This is a genomic window from Edwardsiella ictaluri ATCC 33202, assembly GCF_000264785.1.
In the GTDB taxonomy this organism is placed as follows: Bacteria; Pseudomonadota; Gammaproteobacteria; order Enterobacterales; family Enterobacteriaceae; genus Edwardsiella; species Edwardsiella ictaluri.
In genome coordinates, this window is the sequence record NZ_AFJI01000048.1 from 1 (window position 1) to 4,852 (window position 4,852).

Consider the following 4,852-nt stretch of genomic DNA (forward strand, 5'->3'; position numbering starts at 1 on the left):
TAAATCACTGATGAAAATTGCCGCAGGCGAACAAGAGATTGTCAATGCCATTGACTTCCTGTTGAATAGTCGTTTCATTACCGGTCGTACCATCGGGGTAGACGGTGGTCGTCCCCTGCGTTAACCAGGTGTAGAGACGATGAGCAGAATTGTATTTGTTGAGGATGATCCCGACGTAGGCCAGCTGATTGCCGCCTATCTGGGTAAACATGACATTGATGTCACGCTGGAGCCGCGCGGCGATACTGCTTTTGACACCATCATTCGGCTAAAGCCGGATCTGGTGCTGCTGGATATCATGCTGCCGGGTAAGGATGGCATGAGTCTATGCCGGGACTTGCGGCCAGCCTACGCTGGGCCCATCGTACTGCTGACTTCGCTCGACAGCGACATGAACCATATCCTGTCGCTGGAGATGGGCGCCAGCGACTATATTCTGAAAACGACGCCGCCGGCGGTGCTGCTGGCGCGTTTGCGCCTGCACCTACGCCAACATGCGGCACCACAGCCAGAAAGCACGCGCTCCACATCAGCAACCTCGGCCAGACTTAACCCACTGCAGCTCGGGCAGCTCTGTATCGATCCGGTCAACCGCGAGGTGCATCTCGCCAGCGCGCAGGTGCACCTCTCTACCTCCGATTTTGACCTGCTGTGGGAGCTGGCGACCCACGCTGGTACCATTATGGATCGCGACGCCCTGCTGCAGAATCTGCGCGGCGTCAGCTATGACGGTCTGGATCGCAGTATTGATGTGGCTATTTCCCGCCTGCGCCGCAAGCTGCACGATACCGGGCCAGAGCCCGTGCGCATCAAAACCGTACGCAATAAGGGATACCTGTTTGCACCTAACGCCTGGGAATAGTACCGATGCGCAAACTGTTCATTCAGTTCTACCTGCTGCTGTTTGTCTGCTTCCTGGTTATGGCCATGCTGGTCGGTCTGGTTTATAAGGTCACCGCCGAGCGCGCTGGTCGCCAGTCGATGGATGATCTGATGAAAAGCTCGCTGTATCTGATCCGCAGCCAGCTGCGTGAGATCCCACCGCGCGATTGGAATAAGACCATCGACAAACTCGACTGGAATCTGTCGTTTCAGTTTCATATCGAGCCTCTCGGCAAGCGCCACCTCTCGCCCGGACAGGATCGTAAATTGCGTGAGGGCGAGATCGTCGCATTGGACAGCGAATATATTTTTTTACAGCGTATTCCGCGCAGCCACTATGTCCTGGCGGTCGGACCAATCCCCTACCTGTTTTTTCTGCATGAGATGCGCCTGTTTGATTTTGCCCTGATGCTGCTTATCGGACTCTCGCTGGCGCTGCCGGTATTTCTGTGGATGCGCCCCCATTGGCAGGATCTGCTCAGGCTGGAAAACGCTGCCCAGCGCCTGGGCGAGGGACATCTGCAGGAGCGAACGCACTTTGACAGCGCCTCCAGCCTGCATCGCTTAGGGGTCGCGTTTAACCGTATGGCTGACAATATCAATACCCTTATCGCCAGCAAGAAGCAGCTGATTGACGGTATTGCCCATGAGTTGCGGACGCCGCTGGTACGTCTGCGTTACCGGTTGGCTATGAGCGACAGTTTAAGCGCCGGGGAACAGGCGGCGATCAATCGTGATATCGGTCAGTTGGAGGGATTGATCGATGAGCTGCTGACCTATGCACGTCTTGATCGCCCTCAGGTAAGCCCCCATCTGGAGGCGATCGACCTGCCCGCCTGGCTGGAGGATAAAGCCCACGAACTGCGTCAGATGCACCCGCAGCAGCAAATCTCGCTGGATATCCCTCATCGGGGCGATTTCGGTGCTCTCGATATCCGTCTGTTCGAGCGCCTGCTGGATAACCTGATCAACAATGCCCTACGCTATAATCAGGACAAGCTGCGTATCGGACTGTGGTTTGACGGCGATAATGGCTGTCTCCAGGTGGAGGATGACGGGCCTGGCATTCCCACGGCAGAGCGCGACAAGGTCTTTGAGCCCTTTGTCCGGCTGGATCCCAGCCGCGATCGCGCCACCGGCGGCTGTGGCCTGGGACTGGCCATCGTCTACAGTATCGTGCAGGCCTATCAGGGGCAGATTGCGATTAGCAGTTCGTCGCTGGGCGGCGCCTGTTTCCGGTTTACCTGGCCGCGTCATAGCACACCGCTCCCATCGGTGCCCTCCGCATCCGCCTGAGTCCAATCACCCTACAGACGGCCCCATGGGCCGTGGAGTCACTATCATGATCAGTGCCTATCAACGTTTGGAAACGATCTTTCAGCGCCTGGCGCGCTTTGACCATCTCTCGGCCATCGCCGGCTGGGATATGCAGACCTACATGCCGAGCGGCGGCAGCGGCGCCCGCTCAGAGGCACTTACCGAGCTTAACCTGCTGATGCACCGGATCTTGTGCGACGAAGAGACCGGCGTCTGGCTACAGCGCGCCGCGCAGGAGAGCCTCAGCGATGAGCAGCAGGCTAATTTAAGCGAAATGCAGCGTCGTTATGATCGTGCCAGCCTGCTCCCCGCGGCCTTGGTCGAGGAGAAATCTCTGGCCGGAATGCGCTGCGAGCATGCCTGGCGGACGCAACGTGCCAATAATGACTGGCACGGATTTATGGAGAATCTGCGCCCGGTCGTCAGGCTGAGTCGGGAGGAGGCCAAAATCCGCGCAGATCACGCCGGATGTAGCCGCTATGATGCCCTGTTGGATCTATATGAACCGGGAATGAACAGCGCGCGCCTCGATGCCCTGTTCGGCGAGATTAAAGGCTGGCTGCCTACGCTGCTACAACGGGTGGTAGAGCAACAGAAATGCACGCCGCCGTTATTGCCCCGCGGGCCATTCGATGAGGAGGCGCAGCGTCGGCTTGGGCTGCGTATCATGACGCAGCTGGGCTTCGACTTTGCCCACGGCCGTCTGGACGTCAGCGCCCACCCCTTTTGTGGCGGCGTTCCTCAAGATGTCCGTATCACCACCCGCTATAGCCACGATGACTTTCTTAGCGCGCTGCTGGGCGTCGTGCATGAAACCGGCCACGCCCGCTATGAACAAAATCTACCGCATGCCTGGGCGGGACAACCGCTGGGCGAAGCGCGATCCACCGCCATCCATGAGTCCCAGAGCCTGTTTTTTGAGATGCAGCTGGCGCGCAGTCACGGCTTCCTGAACTTTCTGCGCCCGTGGGTTATCGAGGCCTTCGGCGACGATCCGGCCTTCAGCGCCGAAAACTTTGTCCGCCTCAATCAGCGCGTCAGGCCGGGCTATATCCGGGTCGATGCCGATGAAGTCAGCTATCCGGCGCACATCATTTTACGCTATGAGATCGAACGGGCGCTGATTGAGGGCGAGATTGAGGTAGAGGATATTCCGGCGCTGTGGGACAGCCAGATGCACCGCACGCTGGGACTGAGCACCGACGGCAATTACCGCGATGGATGCATGCAGGATATTCACTGGACTGACGGTGCCTTTGGCTACTTCCCCACCTATACCCTCGGCGCAATGTATGCCGCGCAGTTGTACGCCGCCGCCCGCCGGGATATCGCCGATCTCCCGGCGCAGATCGCCGCCGGTGATATCGCACCGATAGGTCACTGGCTGCGTCAACATATCTGGAGCCATGGTTCACGCTGGGATACCGATACCCTAATCCGTAACGTCTGCGGTGAACCGCTGAACCCAGATTACCTGCGGCGCCATCTGGAGCAGCGTTATCTTGGCTCCATGAGAGACAGCCTGCGCTAAGGCATTTTAAGTTTAAGACCTGTTTGTATCGGATAATGACGCGTCTCCGGCGCGTTATTATCGTTGTGATTCAGCGTTGCTGTGTTGGAGAGATGCCTATTTATTCAGTGACGTCAGGTGGATACGATATTTCCTTTGCTTCCTGATGCCAGGTTTGGGGTTATCCGGCAAACCATTGGATAGCTCAGTGCAGCCGGTGACAGGCACGTGGTGTCGTCATCCGCTGGAAATGACGACCACTCTGTGTTCATGCAAGAGGTGAGGATAGGCTGGGCACCAACGCCTTCCGTCATCACCTCAGCGCTACGCTTACTCTGTCATTAAACGATAAAACGGCTCCTCTCGTAATGCTTGGCCTTGCATCCCATCACCGAAGCGTTCACTGCGCAGTTCATTACGATAACTGGCATATTGCCAACTTTCGGGATGAACATCTGACTCGGGGCTTCGCCCCGGGATAATTCCGTTTTCCGATAGCCTGGACTCCAGAGCCGCTATAAATTGCCGAGTTTTGTGGAGCATCTCCGCACTGTACTGAGTATCTTCCTGATCCGGCTTTACATACAGCGTGAACTGGGCACCTTCGCCAACGCGAGATTGCTGATCGACCCGCGCCATATCGGTCACCTTCCACTTATCGATCGGGCTGTCCCCTGAAAACAGCAATTCAGATAGCGCCTGAAAGGCCTGCGGTACCTGTTGCCCCTGCACACTGATGTGGAACTTGTCACCGATAAATTCCCCTTTATATTGCGGCTCTTGTCGACGGGCATGAATGAAGAAATTATCACTCGTGTTCGACAGGCGAAACCCCTGACTTAGAGTACAGAAGCCACTCTTGCGTATTTCTGAATAGTCTGGCGCATTTGGCTCCACTTTGAAGTGGGAAAGCGGCATCTGCCGCATTTGATGCTGTAGAGTGTCGAAATTATTTTTCAGGCTCTCATTCATGGGGGGCATCTTCTGCCTCCCGGCGGTAGGCCCTACAGTTAAGGGCGGGAGGCTTAGTTTTAGATGAGCTCGATTAATAGGCACAGGAAACGACCTTTACAAGATGAGAATCCATGATTATCACGTCTAATCCCTCAATAATCTCTCAATATTCTTTTGTAAAACGCGGTA

Annotated in this window: 4 protein-coding genes and 1 pseudogene; 4 read left to right on the forward strand and 1 reads right to left on the reverse strand. The window is 56.4% G+C overall.

Going from position 1 to position 4,852, the window contains the following annotated elements; translation table 11 throughout:
- The 4 genes and pseudogenes from EIEH_RS19640 to EIEH_RS06315 form a co-directional block, all read left to right on the forward strand.
- Nucleotides 1–124, forward strand: a pseudogene (locus tag EIEH_RS19640) (dihydromonapterin reductase); the annotation flags it as partial.
- Nucleotides 125–139: 15 nt separating this feature from the next.
- Nucleotides 140–862 (forward strand): two-component system response regulator RstA, encoded by a 723-nt coding sequence (gene rstA, locus EIEH_RS06305; RefSeq protein ID WP_015871268.1) that lies wholly within the window; start codon nucleotides 140–142, stop codon nucleotides 860–862.
- A gap of 5 nt (nucleotides 863–867) precedes the next feature.
- Complete coding sequence (gene rstB, locus EIEH_RS06310; RefSeq protein ID WP_015871267.1) at nucleotides 868–2,178, forward strand: two-component system sensor histidine kinase RstB; 1,311 nt, start codon at nucleotides 868–870, stop codon at nucleotides 2,176–2,178.
- Nucleotides 2,179–2,224: 46 nt separating this feature from the next.
- On the forward strand, nucleotides 2,225–3,730 hold the full coding sequence (locus EIEH_RS06315) for a carboxypeptidase M32 (RefSeq protein WP_015871266.1): 1,506 nt from the start codon (nucleotides 2,225–2,227) through the stop codon (nucleotides 3,728–3,730).
- 309 nt (nucleotides 3,731–4,039) lie between these two features.
- On the opposite strand, the gene EIEH_RS06320 is transcribed toward EIEH_RS06315, so the two are convergent.
- Nucleotides 4,040–4,765, reverse strand: a complete 726-nt coding sequence (locus tag EIEH_RS06320) for a type III secretion system effector phosphothreonine lyase (protein ID WP_015871265.1) — start codon at nucleotides 4,763–4,765, stop codon at nucleotides 4,040–4,042.
- Nucleotides 4,766–4,852 lie beyond the last annotated feature (87 nt).